Source organism: Enterovibrio norvegicus FF-33 (assembly GCF_000286835.2).
GTDB lineage: Bacteria > Pseudomonadota > Gammaproteobacteria > Enterobacterales > Vibrionaceae > Enterovibrio > Enterovibrio norvegicus_A.
Genome location: NZ_AJYD02000038.1, coordinates 2,240,723 through 2,265,613, shown reverse-complemented (window position 1 = coordinate 2,265,613; position 24,891 = coordinate 2,240,723). Strand labels below are relative to the sequence as shown.

Below are 24,891 nucleotides of genomic sequence, written 5' to 3'. Positions count from 1 at the left end.
CGGGACATGATAAATATCGTCTATTTCGTGAGCTAACATCTCGTTTTTGCGGGAAATTAGTGCTGAAACTGGCTATGTTTCAAGGTGCGAAGCGTGAAAACTCGCTTTAAAATACCCACTTTAAATTGTCGTTTACGTGTCTGGTAAATGTTCAGATAAATAAGGAAAGGTACTGGTTTGTATAAGGCGAAACCCCGCAGCGGATTGTTGGCTGAAATAGATCGGAATGCTCCCCTGCAAACTGAGTATGTAGAGCCCATTGCTGCATCAGTGCGTCAAATCCGTGGAGTGCTGGGTGATACGCTTCATAGTCTTTATTTGACGGGCGATGTCGCGCAGCGTTGTGCTGGTGAGAGAGCGGATCTTTCACTGACACTCGTGACGACACGCGCCTTGAACGTGCAAGAGTTCACGTCGCTTAATACCGTCCGCTGGCGTTTGGAGCAATCAAGTGACGCGGTAAAGCGTGTCGAATTTGATGTCGTGCCGTTCAAAGAAGTGACAACGCTCGCCAATATCTTCCGTTGGGGTTTCTTCATCAAACATTGCGCACTTTGTATCAGCGGTGACAATCTTGCAGATAGCTTTGGTCACTTTGAAGTGAGTTGGGAAGTGTCGAAAGCGATGAATGAAGATCTTGGCGTTAAGCTAAAAGAGCTTCGCAAGAAGATTGCGGTAGCGACCAAGTGGGGAGCGCAGCTTGATGCTTCAGAGGATGCCGCCAAACGACTAATAAGAGCGGCTTTCGGACTGGTTGCTTATAAGGAAAACCGCTGGGAGCAAGATCTTAATATCTGCGCTGAGTATTTTAATAAGCACTACCCAGATAAATCGGTAGAAATGGAGCGGCTTTTCTACTTGATTGAACGAAAACCCGTTAAGAAACGTGCTGTTGTTGCCTTGATGGACAGTTTTGGCCAATGGGTGCAGTCTGAATACGCCAGTATCGACCGAAAAATTGGATAATTATTCATTGGCGTGATTTCAAATAATTCGGCATTGTGTTCATTTTAACCGGTATAACTCCTTGATATTACTCTCCAGCAGGATAGTCAATGTTACAGTTTTTTAACAATTAATGAGTTAAAAATAAACAACATCGGCCTTCGTCTTGGTCATTTGCATTGCCTTGTGCGAATTATTCAAAATAAGTGACTATTTATGGTTTACATGCGCAAAGAGTTAAATTAATCTTGCGCTCAATTAGTCACATATTGTGAATATATATTTCGTTCAACGCATCGCTCAGGAAGTATTGCCATGCAGAAAACTCAAGATTTACCGACAACATCATCGTCGACACGGAACGTGTTGATGTTCCTTATTCCCTCGCTGCTTGGCGTGCTTTTGTTTATGACGCCAGTGATGATTAATGGTGGCTTCACCATTCCTATCGCAGTATTGGCTAAAACACTGCTTGGCTTACTGGGTCAAAGTGCGCCAATCGTGGTGACGTCTATTATCGTCGTGAGCGCATTAGGTTCCGTGTTGGCAGTGGCGACCAAGCCACGCTTTATCACTGAGTCAAAATTCTTATCTGGCCTATTTTTGTCTACTCCTGTTTGGCTGGTTGTGCGTTTGCTGGGCGCGACGTTTGTCTTGATGGCTTACTTTGGTATTGGCCCTGAACACGTTACGGGCGGCGCAACAGGTGGATTTGTGTTGGGCGATCTGCTGCCAACACTGTTATCTGTGTTTGTATTCGCAGGCCTGTTCCTGCCGTTGCTGACTAACTTTGGCTTACTGGAACTGATTGGTACTTTCATGACACGTATTATGCGTCCATTGTTTGGTCTGCCTGGACGTTCAGCGGTTGATTGTGCAAGCTCTTGGCTGGGTGACGGTAGTGTCGCGATTTTGATGTCGAGTAAACAATATGAGCAAGGCTACTACACCGAGCGTGAAGCGGCGGTTGTGGGTACCACCTTCTCTGTTGTTTCAATCAGTTTTAGTTTGGTGGTTATTGCGCAGGTTGGCTTGGAGCACATGTTTGTGCCTTTCTATGCCACAGTGTGTCTTGCAGGTTTCGTTGCCGCTATTGTTGTGCCGCGCCTTCCGCCGCTGTGCTGGAAAAAGAACACGCTGATCAACGGTGAAGAAAAAGGGCTTGAGCATGAAGCGCTGCCAGAAGGCGAGACCTTATTTTCTTACGGCGTTAAATCTGCAGTTAACCGCGCATCGCATATTCGCTCATTGACTGATGTTCTGAAAGAAGGCCTAGAAAACGCAGCTGACATGGTATTCGGTGTTTTACCTGTTGTGATGGCGATTGGTACTTCGGCGCTGATTATCGCGGAATACACGCCAGTGTTTACCATTTTAGGTATGCCATTTGTGCCTTTGCTTGAGCTTCTGCAAATTCCAGAAGCGGTTGCCGCCTCAGAAACGATGCTGGTGGGCATTGCGGACATGTTTATCCCTGCGGTACTGGCAGCAAACATTGATAATGAAATGACGCGCTTTGTGGTTGCTACGCTGTCTGTCACTCAATTGATTTACATGTCGGAAGTGGGCGCATTGCTTCTGGGTAGCAAGATCCCCGTTAAAGTGTGGGAACTGGTGATGATATTCATCCTGCGTACGCTAGTAACACTGCCTGTTATTGCCGGTGTGGCGCATTTGGTTTTCTAAACGCTCAGATGCCTAAGTTCAGATGTTTGCATTGAAAAATAGCGACCAGATGGTCGCTATTTTTTTGTGTCATTTACTCGTTCCTCGTTCTTTCCTGACGTAACTGGGCGAAAAGCTAGTTGGTCGTTTTCTCTTTTATATCAGCGTCTAGTGTGCTTTTATCGGCCACTAATGCTTTTTTTGCCGCATCTGTTTGTGCTTCTGAGTCCTTAACCGCTTCACTTTCATCGACTGACGCTTGTTTTTTCGCCGACTTTTCCATGCCATCCATCTTCTGTTCAGCGTCTTGCATCAATACTGCTGATTCAGCCTCTGCTTCTTTTCCAAGGTTTTCGAGTTCTTGAACTCGCGCTTGCTCCACGATTTCTGCTTTTTGTCCTGCGGTCTCATCAGCAGTCGCGTAAAAAGGGAGGGCAAAAGCAATAGAGGAAACCAGCAGTAGGTTATGCGTTTTCATTCATCGTTCTCCTTAGAGAGGTTAACGTAACGTGCGAAAATAAATGTCACTCTAAAAATACTTATCGGATCACTGATGAACGCGTCTCATCTTCGCAACTCAGAGATGGTTTATGATGTGACTATTAGACTCGACAGGCAGAGGTGTGATTAAACATTATGAAAATCATTCTATTACATGGGCTGTATATGCATGGTGTCACCATGCTTGTTTTGGCAAAGCGATTAACTGAGTCGGGGCATCAAGTCTTCAACTTGAGTTATAAAACCATCAAGCCTGATCTGGCGCAGATGTTCACTGCGATGGATGAGTTCATTGATGGTGAAGACACCGCTATTGTTGCTCATTCTATGGGCGGGGTCATGGCCAAAACCTACTTAGACGTCGACAGCCCAATGAGCCACCATGTGAAAACAGTCATCACTTTGGGAACGCCGCACAAGGGGTCCCAAGTGGCGGCATTTTTTGAAAAACATGGGGTGGGGGATGTGATGTTCCAACGCGCGGCTCAATACTTGATGCCAGATGAAACGCCTCGTTGGTCTTCGGCGGCCGCGCTTTACAGCATCGCAGGTGATTTGGCGATTGGACCCGCATCGGTTTTGCTGCGTGGTCAGAAGTCAGACGGTACTGTGTTGTTAGAAGAAACGATGATTGATGGAATGACGAGTCATGAAGTGTATCCGCTCACCCATACCTCTTTGATTTTTGCTAAACGAGTGAGTGATAGGGTGATTGAAATTTTGAAGTGACCCGCTTAGGTTGTGTTAAGCGGGTCTTTTGTTGTTGTGTTGCGTTCGATAAGTTGATCGGACTCTTCTTATTCAAGTCATCGGCATCATATACAAAGAATAGATCGCACGGCCTAAAATTTGAGTAGGCTCTCGGATGGCGAAGCTTGCGCCCATCTCGCCACAAATGAGCCGTCAGGATCGTATTCCTTTGCTTGTTTCTCCAGATTAAAATGACGTTGACCGCGTGGGTCTGCGCCCACACCTGCTAAGTATTGCCAGTTCCCATAGTTGGCAGCCACATCGAAATCAATAAGCTGCTGCTCGAAGTAGGCTGCGCCAAATCGCCAATCAACGCCCAACTCATTTACTAAACAACTCGCCACAATTTGTCGGCCTCGGTTTGACATATAACCGGTTTGGTTGAGCTGCCTCATACAGGCGTTCACGATAGGATATTCGGTGGTGCCTTGCTCCCATGCTTTGAATTTCTCGCAATAAAACGAAGTGAGCGGGCGTTTTTTCTTAATACCATCAAAGGCGAACATACGCGCGCCATGATAGTGCATCATCCATTGGAAATACTCTCGCCAAAGCAGTTCCGCAAACATGGACTGCGATGATTCATCTTTGCCATGACGATATTCATAATTGTCGAGTTCTGCGACGACCATGCGAGCAGAAATAGACCCATTCGCAAGCCAAGCCGACAACCGAGAAGAAAATTGCCAGCCATCAAAGCCATTTCGTGTTTTCTTATAATTTTTTAGCCCCTGTGACTTCCAAAAAAACTGATTGAGTTGCACAAGCGCGGAATCCTCGCCGCCGTGGTAAGGCGTCAGGTCATAAACAAATTCTTGCCCTCCCCATATGTCGCGACGCTCTTGAATGGCCGCAGGTAAAGAATCCGGTGTGCTTATAGGTATGCAGGGTAGCGTGTTCTGCTGCTCAATATGCTTGCGGAACTGGGTGAAGCTCTGAGGGAATGTTGATTGCTCAAACGGTAATTGGTTACGAAGAAAAAGGGTGAAGCTCTCGCTTACGCTCACTTCACACGGCAAGACACGTTCGAGATAGGCGACTTGTTGTCTTTCATAGACACCGGGGTGGTCAGTCATGGCAACATAGTTAATTTGGTGTTGTTTACACAAGGCGGGAATGATTTCCAAAGGGTTGCCCACTTTAACCACGAGGCGTTGTTTTCGTTTTTTGAGTTCTCTTTCTAACGCTCGCAGTGATTGGTACAAAAACTCTTCTCTGAATCGACCAAGATGTCGAGATTGATGACGCGTGGGTTTTAACCATGCGGGGTCTATGACATAAACCATGAGGGCATGAGTACAGCGCCGGGAGAGTGCAACTAATGCGGGATTGTCTGCCAGTCTTAAATCATTTCTAAACCAAATGAGCCCTTTCATGTCGTCTCTCCTTAAAAACGATGATGTTTCGCGAACAAGTTTGGCGTGATTTTCGGTTTGCTGATACACCTCCTATATAGAGTGGTACGCACCATGTGTAGGTGAAAGGTCAAATTGACATAGACAGTCCATGGTTGTGAGAAAACCGTCTCATCCATAAAGCGTAGCGCAGCATGAGTAAAATCAAGCGTGGCAGGAAATGAAATGTGTACGAGATCAACTTGATGACAGATAGCCCGCCAAAAAAGCGTTCACAAGACTGACGAATTGAATGAAAATTTATGTAAATGAACCTGCTTAATACTTCCTATTACTACCTTTGCCCTGCCAAGGTGAATAAATATGAGTTCATGCATAAGTCTTGTGTAGGCGGAGTGTCAGCCTTTTTTACGGTTTTTGACTCAATGTACTCGTCAAGGGCTTATCTGTGACGTTGGTTTCTCTACTATTGGTTGAGAAATGAGCGTCATAGAGAGAAGACCGTGAGCGACAAACAAATATCAGACTCAGTAAGAAAAGCACTGTTGGGGATTTCGGGTATCCGTGAAGAAATTGACAACCAACGCGTCTATTTCTACCAACATGGCAGGCTATTTAGCATTGTTGATAGCAATGGTTTGCAGTTCGTTGTGGGCGAAGAGTGTCTAAAAGAAGCACTAAGGTTGCCAGGGGCAGAATTGGAACAGCCTGGAGGTAAACGCTGCAAGGGAGTGATTCGAGTATCAGCGGAAAGGTGTACGGAAACTGATATTGATTTTTGGCTCTTGCTGGCATTGCCCACTAACCAAGGAACCATTGATCCCATTACTTTCCATTAGTGGGGTTGATGAAGAGCACAGCATCTCTCTGGTTGGCGCTTCTCAACACAATTTGATGCAAGAAAAAAGGGCTTTTCAGCCCATTTTTCATGTTGATGTTTCGTTGTTTTTTATTCAAGAAGACGTATAAATCGTCCACTTTTTAATGACGCTTTTTTGCTTGTTAACCACACTCGCAGTGACGCGTCGACTCAGTATCTCTGTCTGCTTTTGAGATGTCGTCACAACAGGTTCCGATTCGCCAAAACCTATGATCTGAACCCTGTTTGGTGCAATCCCCTTACGCAATAGCGCTTTTTCGACCACTTGCGCTCGCAACTTCGACAGCGCGAGGTTTAACTCCGTACTGCCAACGGGACTGGCATAGCCTTTAAGTTGCACTTTAGTATGCGGAAAGGTTTTCATAAACCGCGCGAGATCATTCACTTCACTTCCGAAACTGGGCGGAATTTTGACGGAGTTATTGGCGAAGAGAATATGAAGATCGTCTCTTGCGACTGTTTCCAGTACTTCAGAGCACCCACTGTTATTGATCACCGCGTTGTAGGGCGTGTCTGCACACTCATCACGCGCATTGATCACGCCATCACCGTCAGCGTCTAACAGATCGTCGCCTTGCTCTGCCACAGGGGGTTGAGCAACTGACATCGAGCAGCCTGATACCAGACTGCTTGATGCGAAAAGAACAAGTAAAACCAACTTAATACTGAACTTGGCCTTGTGGGACCATACTACGTTCATCATTGTGCTTCTCCTTCCTTACCGTAAACGGAGGTTTGCCATTCTTCTGGGGTCTCAACGCGTAGTTCAGAAAGCAACAACCCCGTTGCATTCAATACGCGATACTTGGCGAAGATGCCCGCATAGGTGGCATCAATATAAGATTTCCTTGCATCGAAAAGCTCATTTTCAGTGTTCAGCAGATCAAGTAACGTGCGACGACCAATAAGGTATTGCTTCTCATAGGCTTGAAGCGTTTTGGCTGACGCATCTACATGCTGCTCCAAAAATTGTGTTTGGCTTTCAGCAAGGTGTTTGGCTGTCCATGCAAGGCGCGTGCTTTCATTCAATAAACGGTGAGCGTTATTTCGAATGTTTTTGGCCTTGTTCACTTGATAGGCAGCACTGCGTGATTCAGCCGCATCGCTTCCGCCGTTAAACAGGTTATAACGCATACGCAGCATGGCTTGGAACTCGTCAGTATCACCAGGCGTACCATCCAACTCTTCGCCCCATTCCTGTGATGCTTCAATGGAAAAAGTGGGATAGAAGTCGCCTTTGGCCTGTTCATACTGGAATCTCGCCGCGTCGACATCATTGAGCGCGACTTGAATCACTGGGTTATTGTCTTTTGCGATGGTCAGCGCTTCGACCAGCGAAGGTGGAATGTACAAGGCATCCACTTCTGGCGTCACCAAGGCTTTCGGCGTTTCGCCCACAATGCGTTCAAACTCAATGATCTTGTCTTCATGATTGCTCTGCGCATTCAGTAAATTGGTGTGCGCTTGCGCAAGACGACCTTGAGCTTGAGATAAATCTGCCGTAGAGCTGATACCCGAATCCGTTCGACGTTTGATATCGGCATGAATTTTTTCGTGAGTTTTTAAGTTTCGCTGTGAAAGGTCCAGAATTGCTTCCGTTCTTATCACTTCTAAATACGCTTCAGTGACACTCAGGGCTGTGTCTTGAGCGTCTGCCAGCATTTGGAAGCGCTGGGCCTCCGCTTCAGATTTTGTTCTTTTGATATCGTTGTACGTAATAGCGCCGTCCCAGATGAGTTGGCGCAAACTCAAACGAACATCACGAGGATGGAAGGTCCCTTTGGTGCTGTCGTTGTTGTAATCGGAATAACCAATACCAGCGTCTACATCCACGGAAGGAAGGTAACCGCCTTGCGAGGCATCTATGTCCGCTTCGCGGCTCTTAAACTCGTTATAGGCTTCTCGAATCAACGGGTTTTGGGAAAGTGTCGCTGCCACGGCCTGCTCTAAAGACTGTGCTTGTGCTAGTTGTGGAAAGTTAAGCACCGCTGCGGCTATCAAGATAGCGTGAAGTTTATTTTTTTTTGCTTCTCCCAGTGGAAAAGGTGTGTTGAAAATTCGCAGTCTATTGCGGGTGATACGTTGCTTCATGAATACTCCCTCAAAGCGATGTAGACCGTTTGTAACTCATAATGAAAGGGCCAAAATAAACGGCGATGGGCAAATGTCGCGGCGAATGCATTTACCAAGAAGACAGGTATCCAATTCCTACATTGAATGAGCACCACGGTTGCTCGAATCGATTGGTTGTCTTCAGCATCACAAACAGCGAGAAACCCTTGGTTTACCCGCAAAGTCAAAAGTAGGGCAAGTTGAGAAAGATTTGACCCCCAAGCAGACGCTTTATCGCGTTTCTATTGCAAATGAGACAGGTAGAGGTAAGTAATTAGCGACCAAACTGACGTAAGAAAAGAAATTTCGTGAAATCAGCCAAAATCAACGGGCAATGCGTCCTAGGGTTGATCGCTGGCTTCTTGTTGTCGTTTCAGTGATGTCTTTGCGTATTACCTATTTTTCATGAGGCTAAATTGCGCATTTTGAGAAGCTGAGATGCAAGGGTTTCAATGCGTGAGTGATAAGGCATGGCTGAAAAAGTAGAAGACAATACGGTTCTTGGCTCAAACGCGTCAAATGCCCAACTTTCTGTAACCGGTGGTCAGGTTTATGTCATTAGAGAAGACGTTGCCACTCCGGTTCCATTCGCTCAATCAGTAAAGCCAGACGACATCATTATTGCAGGAGCGGGTGCCTCGTATGTCGTGATGGTAAATGGTGAACCCGTGCTGGTTCATGAACCTTGCGCAACCTGTGTTCAGATCCGAGATGAAGGCATTGAAGTCGTAGGTTTAATCGGAAATGTAGACGTTCAACAAAACGCACAAGCCATTACATTGCTAGGAGATGAAATTGCCGCGCTACAACAGGCTATTGTTGCAGGGACTGACCCAACTGAAGATTTTGAGGAGCCCGCCACTGGCTTAGCGGGGTTAAGTTCGTCAATATCTGGATTTGCTGTCATTCAATACGACTATGCAAGTGTCTTGCCCGAAGCGGGCTTTACGACCAGTTACACCAGTTCAACGCCAATACTTGAGCAGGAGGACGATTTTTCCATTATTCCTGCTCTGGGCGGAGAAACCCTCGATCTTACGCTGGTGGAAGGTGATTTGGCACCGAAAACGGGTGATCAAGCTTATCCGGTAACAACCATTTCTTCGGTGCTTATTACTGCTAGCTCACTGGCGTTAGATGCAGATAGTTTTGTGATTGAACCAACGTTGCTTACGGCACTGCTAGCAGAACTCACCGCGGACACTAAAAGCGGTGGGCAAGCGCTGATTTATAACGTGTCAGACGATGGCAAAGTCATCACAGGTAAGCTCGGAAATGAAACCATTCTTACGATTTCTGTGGATGGCGAAGCCGCTGGCCGCGGCGTTGAGTTGACGGTCACGGTCACACTTAATGGGCCATTAGATCATCGTTCAGGTGACACCAGTGGGTTGGTCACGGTCAGCCGTGAAGCGATTGACATTGCGCTTGCCGTGCAAGGGCAAGATACCAGTGGTAACCCACTAGATAGACCTATTGATATCAATATCGCCATTCTCGACGGCGCCGCCCCGACCATTAACCCGCAGAATATTACGCATAACGAAAATATTCTTGATTACGTGTCAGAGCCTATCCCGCTGAATGTCGGCGTGAACAGCGATTTACTAGAATCGGTGCGTTTTGTCTCCACGCCTGCGTTGGTGACTCAACTTGAGAGTATCACCAGTAATGGGGCGGCAACTGTGTATTCCATCAGCGGTGATGAAATATTAGTGTCACTCGCGTCTGACCCGACAGTCATCGTGTTTGCCATCAATTTGGTGGAAGTACCTTCTTCAGGCGGTTCAGCGAATGAAGCAGAGGAAGGCGTTGCGGGATCGTATGGCTATGTGCTGACTCAAAATGCGTCTATTGATCAAAAATCGTCGACAGACACTGAAGTTGTTCCAGTGACCGTCGTAGCCGTTGACCAAGATGGTGATTCGGTGAATGGCCAGTTCAGCGTGAATTTGGTTGATGGCGACAACGCCAGCGGTGACGCTGCTGAAATTACGGGTGACTATAAGGTCATTGAAGCAGTGTCTGGAGGTGCTGACCAAGTCGCCAACGGGGAAATCACGTTAAATGCCGCTTCTGACAAGCTGTTATCGGACACTTTATTTATTTCAAACTTGGATGATAACAATGGCATTCCGGGCTTGATCGCCGAATTGAATCAGCTCACGTCAAATGGCGAATCGATCAGCTTTTCGATTCAAAGTGGCACGGGTTCAAATGTGGTGGAGCTGCTGGGCACCAAGGCCGATGGCACAGAGGTCATTCGCCTGACGTTGACAGCAACAAAAGCGTCAGGGGCGGGCGCAACGGGCGTAAATATCGCCTCAAGCTTTGAATTATACGAGCCGTTGGATGAAAAAAATCAGGCGCTGTTCAGCCGCAACCGCTGGGTGAGGCTCGTCAGCAATCGAGATGATGACAAAGAGGTAGAATCATTCCAAATCCAAGTCGAGTTACAGATACGTGATTCTGATAATGACTTACTTGATGCGCCAATTTCGGTGACGTATGCGGTGCAAGATGGCGACGGGCCTGTTATTCGGGTAAATAATGTGACCATCGACGATCCCGGCTTTGGCGCACCTGCGAATGAAGCCATTGGCAGCTTGGGCTTGGAAACAGGTAGTGACAATATTACATCTGTGGTTTGGGATCTAACGGACGCATTTTTTGCCAGTATTGAGGCGCTGAAAAGTGATGGGAATGCCCTCAAACTTCTATCCAATGTAGGTGAAATTAACGGTACGTCGAATCCGATCGCAGTGGGGTATGTCGACGCAAGCGGCAATACCATTACGGTGCTTTCGATTGCACTGACACCCGCCTCAAGTGAATATGTAGTGACACTGTCACATGCCATTGACCAACCAGACAGTGAGGCCATCACGCTCGCGCTGGGCGCAAAGGTAACGGACTCTGATGACGACAGCACCTCTAGTGCTTTCAATGTCACCATCAAAGATGGAGCAGCCCCAAGTGTTGATCCGGTTGATGCTAGCTTGACGGATCCCGTCATTGGCCAACTGAGTGAGCAGACAAACCTCAGCTTGGGGTTAACTCAAGGCTCTGATGCAGTGAAATCCATCGTGTTAACGACATCACCCGCACTCGACACTGCTCTCGCCAATATCACCAGCAGCGGATACAAAACAAGTTACCAGCCCGATCCGCTGTCATCCGTGACTGACACGATTAACATCGTGTTGGACGACCCTGCATTGTCTGACACATCTAAACCAGCCAATGGCGCACAAGTATTGACGATTAAGCTCGACGTGGATACAGAGGGTCATCCAACTGGCAGCTACACAGTGACGCAGTATGCTGCGGTTGATGAAAGTTCCGCGCCATTGGTCTTGCCAATTGGGGTGAAAGTGGTGGATACCGATGGGGATGAAGCTACCGGTCAATTTACTATCACGCTTAACGACGATGATGACACGCCTTTGATTGTCGGTGTTGGTGAAACGATATCTCTGACAGAGCCGGATCTAACGCCGACGGGAAGCCAAACAGGCTATCCCGAATCGTCATCAGGTACAGCGTTTATACGAGCGATAACCGACAGGCTGCTGCCATCAGAGGTACGTATTGATAGCACGTTAGTGACGGCACTCTTGGCTGAACTCAATGCAGTACTGACCAGCGGCGGTGAGCCTGTTGTGTTCACCTATGACGACACAACGGGAACATTGACGGGTAAGGTGAGTAACGAATTGGTTATGACACTGTCACTGTCTGCCGTGCAAAATGCGGATGGATTTGGTCTAGATATCACACCGTCACTGACGTTGCACCAACCGCTTGATCACCTGACCAGTGCGTCAAATAATACTTTTGTGACGTTTGATGGTGATGCGATTGCCATCAATGTTCAGCTCCAAGCACAAGACTCTGACGGCGACGTTCTTCCGTCTGTTGCTACGTTTGACCTTCTCATTAAAGACGGTCAACCGCCTGCGATCACTCAAGCACCGTCATTGAGCGTGGAAGAAAGCGACATTAACGCCAGCGGCAGTGGACAAACCAGCAACCGACCCGGCACAACACCTGGAGGAGTCGGTGATGACCAAGATACCGCAACAGGTAAACTGGTGATCGATTCCGGTAGCGACGCCATCAAAGATGTTTCGCTCGACCTTGCAGCGTTTGCTTCGGTGAACAGCAACAACAGTCAAAATGCATCCGGCAATAGCATTCCCTTAAGCTCTCATGGCGAAGCTGTCACACTCAAACTCACCAGCAACACTGAGGGCACTAAGGTCTATACCGGCTTGGCGGGAGAAAGTCGCCCCGTTTTCACGCTCACCGTTCTTGCCAATGGTACGTATACATTCGCCTTACTTGGTGCGCTTGATCACCCGCGAGGGGATGATAAAAACAGCTTGGGCATTAACTTTCCCATTGTCGTTACTGATAGTGATGGTGACACCGCAACAAGCAATATTACTGTGAATGTGCTCGACGATGTGCCGTTCTCGCTCGAAACAGACGGTGTTGGTGTTGGCGGGGGAAGCGTCACTGCGGTGGAAGGAGAGTCGTCTTCTCGAGTGACAATTATGCCGTCACGTAATCGGGGCGCCGATGATGCGGCGATCAAATCGGTCACCATCAATGGCGAACAGCATGAGCTGACACAGGGGCTCAATAATCACTTTACCGTCACCCAAGGTCCTGGAGGCCAGGTGCTTGGTATGTTGTTAATACAAAGCAGTGGCAACATTCAATTTACTGCCGCTGAAAACGTCGACCATAGCGGTTCGACGAACAATAGAATCACTGAAACTTTTAGCTATGAAATCTTAGATGGTGATGGCGATATCGTTGTGGGTTCAACTGAAATTGTGATCGTTGATAGCTCACCGGTACTGATCGTCAACAACGCGGCGGGCATTGAAGATCAGGGTCGCGAGGGCGACCCAAATGATGATGTTGTCTCGAACCCTGCCGATGGTATTCCTATCGCCATGACCATCAATTCGGGAGATAGCGATCAAGGTGAATCCGTTTTTCGTGTTGTTGTTACCCTACCTGCCAATGCACACGGCACGTTCTACGCTAACGGTGCCGTGCTAGCAATTACCGACAATCAAGTGGTGTTACCCGCCAATTTGTTTTCTCCAAATGCACAGAATCAACTTTGGACGTTGCAAGGCGTCACTTTCGTACCTGACCAAGATTACTCAGCATCTTCAGGTGTGCCGACGTTTTCTGCGACAGGTTATGTCACTAACACTGATGGCTCAGAACGGCAGTTGGGCACGCAAACATTCACTATCACCGTGGAAGGTATTGCCGATGTGCCGCAGTGGGATGACAGAACCGTGCTTTACTACAACATTGACGAGGATAGCGATGGCGCAGCGTTAGATCTTGCCGCGGAACTGCAAGATAACGATGGATCGGAAACGTTAAGTTATATTCTTACCCTTCAAAGCGGCAGCGGCACCTTAGTGTTAAATGGCGAAACCTTAACGTCAACTAACGGCCAGTACGTGGTAGCGTCATCTGACATTAATGATGTGGTTGTTAAACCGGATGCGAATTTCTCCGGTGATCTGACGTTAACCGTCACGGCACAAAGCAAAGAAACTGGCAATTTCGTCTCGGGTGAGCAAACCGCAGATTCCGTTACCCGCACGATTACTGTTGCGGTCAATCCTGTTGCTGATACCACCACCTTGAAAGTCACGCGAGTCAGCGGTAAAGAAGACGAATTGATCAATTTGTCATCTCATATCAGCTTGACCGACACCGCAGACCTGGACGGCTCTGAAGCCTTGTTTGTGCGGATCAGTAATGTGCCTATTGGGGCTAAGCTGCTCCTTGCTGACAACAGCGAAGTGCCTGCAGTGGGAGGCGTCTATGAAGTGGCGTACAGCGACATTGGCGGTTTACGCTTGCAGCCGCCACCGCAGAGTAACGTTGATTTCTCGCTGACAGTGACTGGCGTGGTTAAAGACTCTGCCGTTGTCTCTAATGCGCAAGGGGTCAGCAGTACCGTTACCCAAGAATTCGAAACCAATCCCAAAACATTGCCAATCGCATTGAAAGGGGTGGCTGATGTACCTGTTATCAGTGCAGACCTAGGCGGTATTTGGCAGCCGATTATCGATAACGGCGTTGATACGGGTATCGAAACCACCATTGATGAAGACAGCTCCGTGGCTTTGTCTTTTCAATTGAAATCAGGTGAAGAAGGCAAGGCATTGCCTGATGACAATTCTGAGACGTTAACGACGTTGGTAACCAATATCCCGAAAGGTGTGACGCTGCTTGATACCAACGACAATGCGATTAATCTTGTCTATGCAGGTATTGGCGCAAACGGTGAGGCGCAATATCAAGCCAAAGTGGATGGCTTGTCGGACATCAAACTTGTGCCTCCATTAGGTAGCACAGACGACATTACGTTAACTGTGACTGTGATTGTCACCGAAGATGACGGCGATTCGCTGACCGTCAACAAAGACGTGGTGGTTCACATTGAACCCAAAATTGATGCGGTCGATTACACCTTGGACAGCCGTGGCACTGAAGATCAGAGCGTGGTGGTTAATTGGCGCCCCGGCACGGATCAAGGTTACACGGACAACAATGAGACGATCACCGCCATCACATTTAACATGGCGACAGATGCAATTTCAGCAGGATATACCCTGACCATTTCAGGGGAATCGTCACCGCTGACGTTCTCGAATGGCAGTGTCGTATTGACGGCGCCTCAAGTGACCGCGTTGCTCAATGGTGCCAATCTTTTGCTTCGTGCGCCAGAGAACGTTGATCGGGACGAAAACATCAATCTCTCTGTGAGGCTTACCGTCGTACAAACTGATACGGATTCGAGCGCCACAGACACGGCAGTCATCACAGGTACCCTCGATGTTCGTATTATCGCGGCGGTGGAGGGGGACGGAAAAGTCGAGCTACTGAATAGTTCGAATCAGCCCGTTAGCACTGTGGATGGCGATGGCAGCGGCAGTATCTCCTTAGCGTCGGCGGATCATCGTTTGGCGTTTGTGACCCCAGAGGGAATAAATACCGACGGCAGCAGTGCTGAAATCATTACGCAGGTGGTGATTAGCTTTGTAGCGGATGCTAATGGCACGCCGCTGACGGGAGCCGATCAATCCTATTTTGATCAGTTCTACATCGAGGGAGGGATCAACAATGGTGATGGTAGCTGGACAGTTCCTCAAAGTGCATTAGATTCATTGACAATATCCACGACTAAGCCCATCACCGAGCCTGTATTCATTAAAATATCTGCCTTAGTGCAAGATCAAGGTGATGCGGGTGAAGGGGATGCCAGTGGTCAGGTGGAACAAGCGCCACTGATCCTCGAATTAGATTTCGCAGGAAGTGTTAGTAGCACTCAAGAAGCAGGGGCTGTCACCGTCGAAACCCAAGATATCACCGGCGTAGAAGATACCGCACTGAATTTAGGCACCCAGTTGGACGGTTTAATCAAAGTCGACCCTGCGAACGCCAGTTCGGATGAATTGACCGTAGTAATCAGCAGCGCATCGTTGTCAGCAATTGGCGCTAGCGTATCGGGTATGGAGTTCAATTACGAGACCAGTGAATACGTCGCTAAAGTCAATGTGTCTGCAGACGGCTCGGTCGATCTATCCGGTATCACCTTAACGATGCCCAAACACTTTGCGGGTGATTTCTTGTTACCTGTGAAACTGGTAACAACCGATCAAGTGAGTGGCGACACCAAGGAAACAGATACCACACTGTCTGTTTTGATAGCCCCCGTGGTGGATGGTATTTCTACCACCGTCACGGTAGTTGAAACCAATGGTTTAAACAGCGATGAACAACCTGTTGATGATGAGGCAGAGTGGGTGCCAGTCGCCAATAAAGCGTTGGAAGACGGTATCATTGAGCTGAATCTTAGCGCGAAATTGGAAGATACCGACAATGCGGCAACTTCCGGTGTCGAAAGCATTACCTCAGTAACACTCATCGTTGATAGCGCCGTGGGCTTTTTTGTGGATGCCAATGGAGAAAACCCGCAAAGCAGCATCACAATAAGTGCCGCCGAACTTGGCAGTATTCACTTCAAACCCGTGGAAAATTACAGCGGCCCCGTCACGCTAGACGTGAAAACTACGGTGGTTGATACTGCCGTCAACGATGATACAGGCAAGCCCAATTCAACGGCCACCAACACACTATCCACTGACGTGTCATTTGATGTATTACCTGTCAATGATCCCATCATGTTTAGCGGTAATACTCAGCCTATTACAGGTACGGAAGACGAACATATTGCCTTGACGGGAGTGACGGCGACCTTAAAAGACATTGATGGCTCGGAAGAAATCGTCTCCGCAAAAATCTCCGGTGTGCCGGATGATTTCCAACTGGTTTCGACGGGTAGCCAACTCGTGCAAAGCAGTGGTAACGGAAATTGGAGCATCAGTGTTCCAGCAGGCAGTGAATCGCTTAATCTTGATGATATCTCTTTTATACCACCTGAAAATTTCAGCGGTACCATGACGGTCGAACTGGTGGTTTACGCCAAAGAAAAAGCACTGACAACGCCAGTGCAATACACAACAAGTGTCACTGTGGTGGTGGATCCCATCGGCGACGGTGTGGACACTGACATTGTCACCTCAGTATCCGGCACTGAGGATGAAAACATCTCGTTACCCCTCGACATCCGTGTGATAGACAACAAACTCACTGACGACGGGTCAGGTTTGTCGGTGACGGAAAATGCCCCTGAGAATATCAAGGTGGTGTTAACCAATGTGCCTGATAGCTCAACCATTAGTTTCCCTACTGGTGTGACGTCTGACAGTTCTGTCGAGAAACAGTCTGACGGTAGTTGGATTGTGATTGCAGAGCAAACCACGCTTTCATCGCTAATTTTCACGCCCGGTGATGCCAATGAGCTCAATTGGGACGGCAAGCTCAATGTGTCTGTTCGTGCAGTGGATAATGGCGTTGAAGCAGAAAGTTCGTTGTGGGTAAATCAAATCATTGATGTGACCGTGTCGCCTGTCAACGATGCCCCAGATCTGACGGTGCCTGCCACAGCACTGAATACAGAAGAAGAAGCCGTGCTTCTGATTGAATCCATTCAAGTAAAAGATGTCGACGCGAAAGACGCCAGTGGTGGTGTTATCACTGTGCGTTTGAGTGCAGTAGATGGCACGATCAATATCTCCAGTGCATCTCCATTGCCTTCTGGCATTACTGTCTCTGGTACTGGGACAAACACCATGATGCTTGAAGGTGATTTAGACAAGATCAATACGCTGTTGGCATCGGGCGTGACCTATACGGGGATCACCAATTTTTCTGGACAAGACACCATCACTGTGACGGTAAATGACAATGGCAACACAGGCTCGGGTGGCGCGTTGACAGATAGTGAATCGATCACGGTTAATGTCGCGCCCAAACCCGATGTGCCAACGTTAGTGTTGAATACGGCACAAACCGCTTCCGTTGGAGGGAGCATATCAGCGGTTATTCCTTTGCTGGGCTTGGCTGCAGCGTTGACTGACCCATCAGAAACATTGTCAGTGGAAATCCGAAATATTCCCGCTTCGCTCGCGTTTGTGGATGCAGACGGCAATTCTGTCGGTACAGGGCCTACGGGCGGTGTACTGACGATCACGCCTGCCGAGTTGGCACAGCTCTATGTGACAGGCAACGCCGCCGTTACAGCGTCTGTCGAAGTGGTTGCAATTTCAACTACCACCTTGGGTGAAATCGCGCAATCTTCACCCGTCACGTTGGCAATAAACGTGACTAATCCAGCTGATGGGCCGATATCGGCGCAAGATACCAGTGAAGAAAACATCGTGATTTCAGGCGCAGAGGGTGCAACGCTGCAAGGTGGTGCAAACGATGACACCTTGATTGGCGGTTTAGGCGAAGACATTCTCACCGGAGGGGCGGGCAACGATACCCTTTGGGGAGGCACACAAGGTGGTAGCGACAGTAACCTCGACAGGTTTACGTGGTCGAGCGCTGATTTGGGTTCGGTTGGTAATCCTGCTGTCGATACCATTGGAGACTTTAACCCTTCAACGGATGTGATCGATCTCAGTGCGGCATTGAGCGTCACTCATCTTGCTAATTTTGACGATCTCACTCAACAGCTATCGCTGACAGAAACCAACGGAAACGCACAACTCAATGTGTTATATAGTGGCGACGTGCTTCAGGAAATTGTGTTGACCGGCGTAAATTTGGACGCATTGGTTAATGGGTCATCTTCAGGTATGTCACAGTCAGATATGCTCACAGCAGTGATCAATAGCGGGGCGCTGTATCTAGGGGATAACGTCGGCACTAGCGCTGATGATAACCTTGTCACACAATCTTCCGGTGAAAGCCTGTTTGGAATGGACGGCGATGACACGCTGCAAGCAGGACAGGGCAACGATATTCTTACCGGTGGTGAAGGGAATGACCTTTTTGTGTGGCTTGAAGCTTCACTCAGTTCGCCTGCCAATACCGATACAGTGACAGATTTGACGTTAGGTCAAGACAAGCTCGATTTAAGCCAATTACTGCCTGATTTTGGATCGTCACCGACCAGCAATGACCTGCTGCCTTACTTTGATCAAGCATCAGTTGAAAGCGATGGCACGATCAATCTTTCTGTGATTTCTGGTAGTGACACACAGAATATTGTTTTACAGAACATGGACATTTCTAGCTCAGGATTAGACCTCGTATCAGGTGCGCAAACCAGTGAGATAGTGTCTGCATTGTACGCGCAGCAAGTGTTCAAATTGGAATAGCATTGGTGGCAATTGGTTAAAATCGCTGCAAATAATTTCACCTGTTGAGTCGATTGTTTTTATATTGAGACTATGCTGATAGAGAACCTTGTCTATTTGGCCTCTAAATGCATCGAGATTTGGCATGAGCACAGAACACAAAACATCAATCTTGACTGAAAGCGGTACCAATGAGCTTGAAATTATCGAATTTCGACTCGAGAAAACCTTGCCTGATGGCACAAAGAAAGTGTGTTACTACGGGATAAATGTCGCCAAGGTTCGCGAAGTCATTCGTGTTCCCGATACGACGGATTATCCAAACGCACAACCTAATGTCCTTGGCGTATTTTCGCTGCGCGGAAAGTTAATCCCTTTGGTTGATTTAGCTGGATGGCTAGGTGTACCGACTAAAGACGAAATCGACACCAAAGTCGTGATCGTGACGGATTTCAATCGCATGTCGAATGGTTTTCTCGTCGACAGTGTCAGCCGTATTCATCGAATATCTTGGGAAGAGGTGGAATCGCCTAGTTCTTTCTTAGAAGCGTCAGACCAAGATTGTGTGGTTGCCGTGGTTCGACAGGACAGCAACCTCATCATGATTTTGGATTTCGAGAAAATCATTGCTGATATCAACCCAGAGCTCAGCATGGAAAAATACGATGTCACGCAAGACAAGCGCGTGGTTATCGATGACGCCATGGTTGCCAAACGCGAAGCTAAGACCATCATGGTGGTTGATGATTCCGCATTTATCCGTCGCTTGATCGAAAATACTCTTCGTTCAGCGGGTTACAACGTGATCACCGCAAAAGACGGGCAAGAAGCGCTGGACTCGATGATCGAATTCGTCCGCTTGTGTACTGAAGAAAACTTGCCAATCACCGAGTTTGTTGATGGCGTGGTCAGTGATGTTGAAATGCCAAAAATGGATGGCATGTATCTCGTCAAAAAATTGCGGGAAATCGAAGAATACAAGGCCATGCCGATTGTCATGTTCTCTTCACTGATGAGTGATGATAACCGCAAGAAAGCGATGGACCTTGGCGCGAACGACACCATTACCAAACCTGAAATCGGACGTATGGTTGGTTTGATGGACAGTTTTGTTTTGAAAGAATGAATCTTCGCTCTGTCAAACACGCGCGATAAGACAATAAGTACGTACTGAAATGGCGAATGACGAGAAAAATCGATAATAAACAAAGAGAAAAGCGCCTTTCCAGGCGCTTTTTTTATTTCTGTTTGACTGATTCCATGGTGTCAGCCGCGCTATGCTTCGCGACGAATTAGGGGTTAGCTAGCGGGTTGAAAGGATATTTTCGGTAGGTGTAAAACACCATGGCGAAGAACACTAATGCGCTAGCAAGACGAATAACGACATCAAGTCCTGGCCACATCATTAAACCGCCTAAAGCAAAAGCCACAGCACGCAATGGCCAATTGATCGGGCCTTCTAAATAGCCTTCTAGCCCTGCTACCAAAGCCCACGTACCAATCACCGCAAACAAGGTGACTTCAAGGACTTGTTGAAGATCGCCGGAAACGAGTGGGGTATAGGCCATCAATAGCGGCACCAAATACAGCCCTTTGGCGATTTTCCACGCTTTGAAGCCTGTCGCCATGGGTGGGGTTTTGGCGATGGTTGCCGCGGCAAACGCCGTCAAACACACTGGCGGTGTAACGTTACTGTCTTGAGATAACCAGAAAATGATCAAGTGCGCTGCCAACAATGACATGCCTACCGTTGCTGCACCTAAGCCTTGTTCGAGCAAAGTGGCTTTGAAGTCATCCGGTACTTTGCCAAGTAACTCAATAGCGGCCTCAAAAGACATGGGAGCGCCCAACGCGGCAAGCTGTTCTGGTGCAATCAGCATGAAAATGGTTTTCGCTTCTTCGGGTAACTGACCGGTGGTCAGAAGCGCCATTAATTGTTGTTCCGCAATCAAACCATAAATGGCAGGTGCAGAAAGGGTGCCAAGAACAATATACGAGGCCGTCACAGGTAAACCCATGCCGAGTATCAGCGATGCAAGTGCCACCAATACCAGCATCATAAACAAGCTACCGTTGGCCCAGTCGTTAATCATGATTGAGAAGGTATTGCCAATCCCCGTGGTGCTGATGACATTCACCACCAAGCCAATGCCCGTCAGCAATACCGCTGTGGTGGCCATGTTTCGTGCGCCTTGCGCTAACGCATCAAAAATATCTGCAATACCCATACGATTCGGAGAAAGCCAAGAAGCAACCACCACTGAAATGATCGAAATACCTGCCGCATAAGTTGGCGTAAAATCTTGAACTAAGAGCGTGACCAACACCACCAAGGGGATCAGATAATGCCAGCCTGAGGCCAGCACTGACAACATAGATTGGGTTTCCGTTTCGACATGATGTACGCCAGAACGCTTGGCTTCAACGCGCACAAAGAAAGCAACCGAGAGAAAGTAAATCAGCGCAGGTGCAAACGACACAGCAATGATTTCCACGTACGGTATTTGTGTGTAAGACGCCATAATAAAAGCGCCTGCACCCATCACCGGAGGCATCAATTGCCCACCCGTTGAAGCTGCTGCTTCAACCCCAGCGGCGAACTTTGGCGGAAACCCCGCTTTCTTCATGAGAGGTATGGTAATGACACCCGTCGAGACTGTGTTTGCCACACTGGACCCTGATACAGAACCCATTAATCCTGAGCCGAGTACAGCGACGAAACCGGGACCCCCAATGATTTTCCCTGCCGCTGCACGGGAAATATTGATGATGTAGTCGCCTGCACCTGATTTTACTAAAAACGCGCCAAATAGAATGAACATGAAGACATAACTCCATGATATTCGGGATATGGGGCCAAACATGCCCTCTGAACTATAGAAAGCCCGGTACAGAACGGTCTCAGCCGACAAGCCGGGGAAGGCAAAAATGCCGTCAATCCAGCTTCCCCACCAAACCACGTAAGTCAGTGCCACCAAAATCAGGCAGGGGATAAACCAACCCATGGTGCGCCGGATAAGTTCTAGCGCGATCAAAATCGCAATGACTGAAAACACCCAATCAGAAGTCACAAAGGTAACGCCGCGTTCGTATAAGGCGTCTTCGCTAAAAATGATATAAATCAGGCAAGCAATTGCAGCGATAGCAATCCCAATGTCGATAGCCAATGCGAACTTACTTTTGCGCCATTTCGCCGCCGCTGGATAGGTGAGGGCACACATGGCGGAAAAGCCCGCAAAGTGCGCAGCTGAAACCCAAAGTTCCGGCAAAGTGGCGAGCGTGTTAAACCAAATATGAACCAATGAAAGCAAAATACCCAGCGCGGTGACACATCGTGTCAGAAGCGGAAAATCGGTGCGCTGAGTGAGCTCAAATTGCGATAGAGAACTCTCGAGTTCTGATGAAGTGCTGGAGTCGGAAGAATGGTTAGTCATGTTCCCTCAAACGTGCTGATGATCTGCACGACGTCCTTTGGAGTGGAAGTGTGTTGAGTAATGCTGTGTTAACCCCAAGAGAATAGCGATACAAACTTAGGAGCAAAGCGATATAAACTTAGGTACAGAGCGTTAACGGCGATAAATCAAGGCGGTAAAGGCGCGCTGACCGAGAGGCCAGCGCGCAAGACTTAGTTTGCGATCAATTGCGCAGGAATAGTCAGCCCTTGTTCTTTGTAGTAACGCGCTGCACCAGGGTGGAGCGGCACAGGCAGGCCATCAATGGATTTTTGCAAAGACATGGCTTTGGTTGCTTTATGAATACCGTTCAAAAACGCGAGGTTTTCGTAAATGGTTTTCGTCAGCAAGTAAACGTCTTCATCACTGATGTCACTGCGAACAGCAAGGAAGTTAGGTTGTGCAATGGTTTCTACTGCTTTGGTTTGACCCGGATAGGTGTTCGGCTCAATCACGAAGCGTGTCCAAAGGTTATAATCACCATTAGCTTCTTTCATTTCTTCATCGGTGAAATTCAAGATAGTGATTTTGTCACCTATTGACGCATACGCGCGAGTGACTGCGCTTACTGGCACACCCGCTGGCGTGTTCATTCCATCCACCGTACCATTTTGCATCGCATCCGCACTTGCGCCGTAGCCAAGGTAAGCGAAATCCATTTTGTCGGTATTGATATCTAGGCCGCTCAGGATCTGTAAGCCTGAACCTTCTGTACCAGAGTTTTTCTTACCGATAGAGAACTTGTTGCCATCCATTGCTTTCATGTCAGCCATGGTGCCTGTTTTTGCCAAGTCGCTCAGGACCACGAAATGCTCGACGTTTTGCCACAGCATAGAGACAGAGCGCAGTTCTTTCTGTGGACCCGATTGCTTCAATTTACCTTCACCACCCCATGCCCAGGCACCATATAAGCCTTGAAGAATCGCAAACTGAGCTTCGTTTTCTCGAAGTAGCTTAATGTTCTCGCCTGAACCCGCAGAACTAATAGCAGAAAGAGAAAAGTCATATTTAGGGGCAAGTTTCACTTTGCTCAGTGTCGCCAATGCCACGCCAACAGGGTAATACGTGCCACCTGTTGATGCCGTTGCCAGAATGTAGTCGCGGTCTTCTGCTGCTGCACCGTTCATTCCGGTCAACATGATGGCAGTAGATAGCGAAAGCGTTTTAATCAATGCGTTGATTTTCATACAACTCTCCAATGTAAGAAGGTTCCTTGGTCTGCATACTTATCAGTGGCGATATTGATTGTGATGGCATCGCCTCTGAGAACGAGAAATAAACACCGAAATGATAGCCGAACTTGTAAAATATTTGTTAATCGCATTCGGTAAATATTGGCGTCCTCTCAGTTTTTCGTTCTAGGTAGCTGCTGCTTAAGACTTTAGTCGTACCTGTGCTTTGGCTTATGATAGCGACCTAGCAAAGAGGGAGTTGAGGATGGCAAAGCCGAATAAAAAGTTACCCACGCGTTCGGTGGACATTGTGTGCGGCAAGTGCAAAGCGTTACTGTTTAAATACAAGAAAGGCGGCAAAGGCGCGTTAGTGAAGTGTTTTAAAGAAAGAATTGTGGTCGATTACACAACCAGCCCATGTACATGTCCAAGCTGCGATATGGTGTTTGCGCGAGAAGCATTGGTGCGCGGAACGCCAGCCTACAAAATCATCGGCAGCAAAGCAGTGTTGAAGTAGTTAAGCAAAAGGGCAGAAGGAAATAGAGCGTAGGGTAAGATAGAGGTCGTTGGCACTGCGCAAGGGCAGTGCCAACAAAAAGCGTTTAGATACCAGCACGTTTAAACAGGCCAGCCATTAGCTTCGAATTAGATTTCACACCCGTAGATTTAGACTTGAATTCACCTGCCAGACGCGTATCGCCAATTTCACGTGCGATATGTTGCATCGTCAAATACATGTCTTTCGCTGATTTCATACGGTTTGAATCGTTCAGCGGTGCCAGCAGCTTCACCATCTCAGCGCCAGACATTTTGTTGTCGATGGCGTGCGTTTCAATAGAAGAAAGCAGTTTATCCAAATCGACGGTTGCTTCTGAGCTTTCAACGCCTTCTTTCTTCATTGCTTTCAGATTGCGGCGACGGATCTGCTTTATGATGAAAGATGGGCGGCTAATCATTTTGTAGCCCCAGAAGCCTGCTGCGATAACGAGAGCGATACCACCGACCACGTATGGCCAGATAGGACCGGAAGATTCAGCAACAGTTTGGGCTGTAGTAACTACCTCAACGGCAGTAGAAGGTACATCAGACATCTTTTTACCTTAGGGTTCATATTGATTGGGCGTAGTGTCGCACTGTGGTACGAAAATACACTGTCGTGCTTCACATTAAAGGAAACATGCCCTGTTTTGGAAGTCCGTTTGTAGAATTTTTATGCGATCTGGATATTAACATACTGATAAGACGCGGTTTGGGTTAATTTTGAGTGAATAACGTGCGGTAAAAAATGCATGAATAAGGTTT

Annotated in this window: 14 protein-coding genes; 7 read left to right on the top strand and 7 right to left on the bottom strand. The window is 47.9% G+C overall.

The features are described from left to right. The first annotated feature begins 177 nt into the window (after positions 1–177). Together A1OO_RS18170 and A1OO_RS18165 are read left to right on the top strand one after the other, a co-directional pair. Positions 178–966, top strand: coding sequence for a hypothetical protein (locus A1OO_RS18170; RefSeq protein WP_017003984.1), 789 nt, complete (start codon positions 178–180; stop codon positions 964–966). A 348-nt stretch (positions 967–1,314) separates the two neighbouring features. After that, entirely contained in the window at positions 1,315–2,631 is a 1,317-nt protein-coding gene (locus tag A1OO_RS18165) for a YjiH family protein (protein WP_016958230.1), read from the top strand. A gap of 115 nt (positions 2,632–2,746) precedes the next feature. Here the strand turns inward: A1OO_RS18165 and A1OO_RS18160 are convergent, their stop codons facing one another. Further along, positions 2,747–3,088: a hypothetical protein gene (locus A1OO_RS18160; RefSeq protein WP_016958229.1), complete on the bottom strand. Its 342-nt coding sequence runs from the start codon at positions 3,086–3,088 to the stop codon at positions 2,747–2,749. A gap of 158 nt (positions 3,089–3,246) precedes the next feature. On the opposite strand from A1OO_RS18160, the gene A1OO_RS18155 reads away from it, so the two are divergent. After that, complete coding sequence (locus tag A1OO_RS18155; RefSeq protein WP_016958228.1) at positions 3,247–3,840, top strand: lipase family alpha/beta hydrolase; 594 nt, start codon at positions 3,247–3,249, stop codon at positions 3,838–3,840. Positions 3,841–3,953: 113 nt separating this feature from the next. Here the strand turns inward: A1OO_RS18155 and A1OO_RS18150 are convergent, their stop codons facing one another. After that, complete coding sequence (locus A1OO_RS18150; protein WP_016958227.1) at positions 3,954–5,237, bottom strand: DASH family cryptochrome; 1,284 nt, start codon at positions 5,235–5,237, stop codon at positions 3,954–3,956. Between the two features lie 482 nt (positions 5,238–5,719). Here A1OO_RS18150 and A1OO_RS18145 point away from each other — a divergent pair, with 482 nt between their 5' ends. Continuing rightward, complete coding sequence (locus A1OO_RS18145; protein WP_017003983.1) at positions 5,720–6,055, top strand: hypothetical protein; 336 nt, start codon at positions 5,720–5,722, stop codon at positions 6,053–6,055. Positions 6,056–6,169: 114 nt separating this feature from the next. Here A1OO_RS18145 and A1OO_RS18140 read toward each other — a convergent pair whose 3' ends face one another. Then, a complete protein-coding gene (locus A1OO_RS18140) occupies positions 6,170–6,799 on the bottom strand; it encodes an OmpA family protein (protein ID WP_016958224.1) in 630 nt (209 codons plus the stop codon). Beyond that, entirely contained in the window at positions 6,796–8,187 is a 1,392-nt protein-coding gene (locus A1OO_RS18135; protein ID WP_016958223.1) for a TolC family outer membrane protein, read from the bottom strand. The genes A1OO_RS18140 and A1OO_RS18135 overlap by 4 nt, the downstream gene beginning before the upstream one ends. A gap of 491 nt (positions 8,188–8,678) precedes the next feature. On the opposite strand from A1OO_RS18135, the gene A1OO_RS18130 reads away from it, so the two are divergent. Continuing rightward, positions 8,679–18,986 carry a retention module-containing protein gene (locus A1OO_RS18130; protein ID WP_017003982.1) on the top strand — a complete coding sequence of 3,436 codons (10,308 nt, stop codon included), beginning with the start codon at positions 8,679–8,681 and terminating at the stop codon, positions 18,984–18,986. Positions 18,987–19,110: 124 nt separating this feature from the next. Continuing rightward, positions 19,111–20,091, top strand: a complete 981-nt coding sequence (locus tag A1OO_RS18125; RefSeq protein WP_016958221.1) for a chemotaxis protein — start codon at positions 19,111–19,113, stop codon at positions 20,089–20,091. Between the two features lie 166 nt (positions 20,092–20,257). Here the strand turns inward: A1OO_RS18125 and A1OO_RS18120 are convergent, their stop codons facing one another. Then, the gene (locus A1OO_RS18120; protein WP_017003981.1) at positions 20,258–22,399 is read right to left on the bottom strand and encodes a TRAP transporter permease; all 2,142 of its coding nucleotides are present in this window, start codon (positions 22,397–22,399) and stop codon (positions 20,258–20,260) included. Between the two features lie 191 nt (positions 22,400–22,590). Beyond that, the gene (locus tag A1OO_RS18115; protein WP_017003980.1) at positions 22,591–23,604 is read right to left on the bottom strand and encodes a TAXI family TRAP transporter solute-binding subunit; all 1,014 of its coding nucleotides are present in this window, start codon (positions 23,602–23,604) and stop codon (positions 22,591–22,593) included. Between the two features lie 250 nt (positions 23,605–23,854). Here A1OO_RS18115 and A1OO_RS18110 point away from each other — a divergent pair, with 250 nt between their 5' ends. Continuing rightward, complete coding sequence (locus tag A1OO_RS18110) at positions 23,855–24,106, top strand: hypothetical protein (RefSeq protein WP_017003979.1); 252 nt, start codon at positions 23,855–23,857, stop codon at positions 24,104–24,106. 85 nt (positions 24,107–24,191) lie between these two features. Here the strand turns inward: A1OO_RS18110 and A1OO_RS18105 are convergent, their stop codons facing one another. Continuing rightward, positions 24,192–24,680: a hypothetical protein gene (locus A1OO_RS18105; protein WP_016958217.1), complete on the bottom strand. Its 489-nt coding sequence runs from the start codon at positions 24,678–24,680 to the stop codon at positions 24,192–24,194. Positions 24,681–24,891 lie beyond the last annotated feature (211 nt).

Coding starts and splice junctions, on each gene's coding strand:
- A1OO_RS18165 (WP_016958230.1), top strand. CDS start 1,315: ATGTTCCTTATTCCCTCGCTGCTTGGCGTGCTTTTGTTTATGACGCCA.
- A1OO_RS18160 (WP_016958229.1), bottom strand. CDS start 3,088: ATGAAAACGCATAACCTACTGCTGGTTTCCTCTATTGCTTTTGCCCTC.
- A1OO_RS18155 (WP_016958228.1), top strand. CDS start 3,247: ATGAAAATCATTCTATTACATGGGCTGTATATGCATGGTGTCACCATG.
- A1OO_RS18150 (WP_016958227.1), bottom strand. CDS start 5,237: ATGAAAGGGCTCATTTGGTTTAGAAATGATTTAAGACTGGCAGACAAT.
- A1OO_RS18140 (WP_016958224.1), bottom strand. CDS start 6,799: ATGATGAACGTAGTATGGTCCCACAAGGCCAAGTTCAGTATTAAGTTG.
- A1OO_RS18135 (WP_016958223.1), bottom strand. CDS start 8,187: ATGAAGCAACGTATCACCCGCAATAGACTGCGAATTTTCAACACACCT.
- A1OO_RS18130 (WP_017003982.1), top strand. CDS start 8,679: ATGGCTGAAAAAGTAGAAGACAATACGGTTCTTGGCTCAAACGCGTCA.
- A1OO_RS18125 (WP_016958221.1), top strand. CDS start 19,111: ATGAGCACAGAACACAAAACATCAATCTTGACTGAAAGCGGTACCAAT.
- A1OO_RS18120 (WP_017003981.1), bottom strand. CDS start 22,399: ATGACTAACCATTCTTCCGACTCCAGCACTTCATCAGAACTCGAGAGT.
- A1OO_RS18115 (WP_017003980.1), bottom strand. CDS start 23,604: ATGAAAATCAACGCATTGATTAAAACGCTTTCGCTATCTACTGCCATC.
- A1OO_RS18110 (WP_017003979.1), top strand. CDS start 23,855: ATGGCAAAGCCGAATAAAAAGTTACCCACGCGTTCGGTGGACATTGTG.
- A1OO_RS18105 (WP_016958217.1), bottom strand. CDS start 24,680: ATGTCTGATGTACCTTCTACTGCCGTTGAGGTAGTTACTACAGCCCAA.